Here is a 541-nt window from a genome sequence, read left to right on the forward strand (position 1 = left end):
TGCCGCGTTGAGCGCCAACAAGTTCGTTTGGTCAGCAATTCCGCTAATGCTATTCACCAGTTCACTGATTTTCGATGAGTGAGCTTTCAAATCTTCAATGGCGGCATTGGCTTGCTGCATTTGCTCTGAAAGGGTCTGCATTTTCTCAAGGGTAGAGCCGATTACTTGACGGCCTTGGACGGTTTGAGTGCCCGTTTCCTGAGATACTTCATTCGCCAACTGCGCCGCTTGCGCCATGGATTGCTCTTGAAGCACTTGCTGAGTAATGTTGGTCGCAAATTTGACCACTTTGTACAGCTCGCCTCTGTCGTTATGGATCGGGTTGTAAGAAGCTTCCAACCACACGACTGAGCCATATTGGTCTACGCGTTTGAATCGGTCGGTAACAAACTGCCCACTTGCCAACCTTTTCCAAAAATCGTGATACGCCGAAGAGTTTGCCTCTTCAGGCAAACAGAAACTTCGGTGATGCTTACCCACGATTTGTTCATGCTTGTAACCCATCGTGCTGAGGACGTTATCATTTGCTTTAAGCTCTGTA

At 48.1% G+C, this 541-nt stretch carries 1 protein-coding gene; it reads right to left on the reverse strand.

Going from position 1 to position 541, the window contains the following annotated elements; all coding sequences use genetic code 11:
• The coding region (locus R7O13_RS30165; RefSeq protein WP_318305632.1) for a PAS domain-containing protein at positions 1-541 on the reverse strand (541 nt) is incomplete at both ends.

It is taken from the genome of Vibrio sp. Y176 (assembly GCF_033438945.1).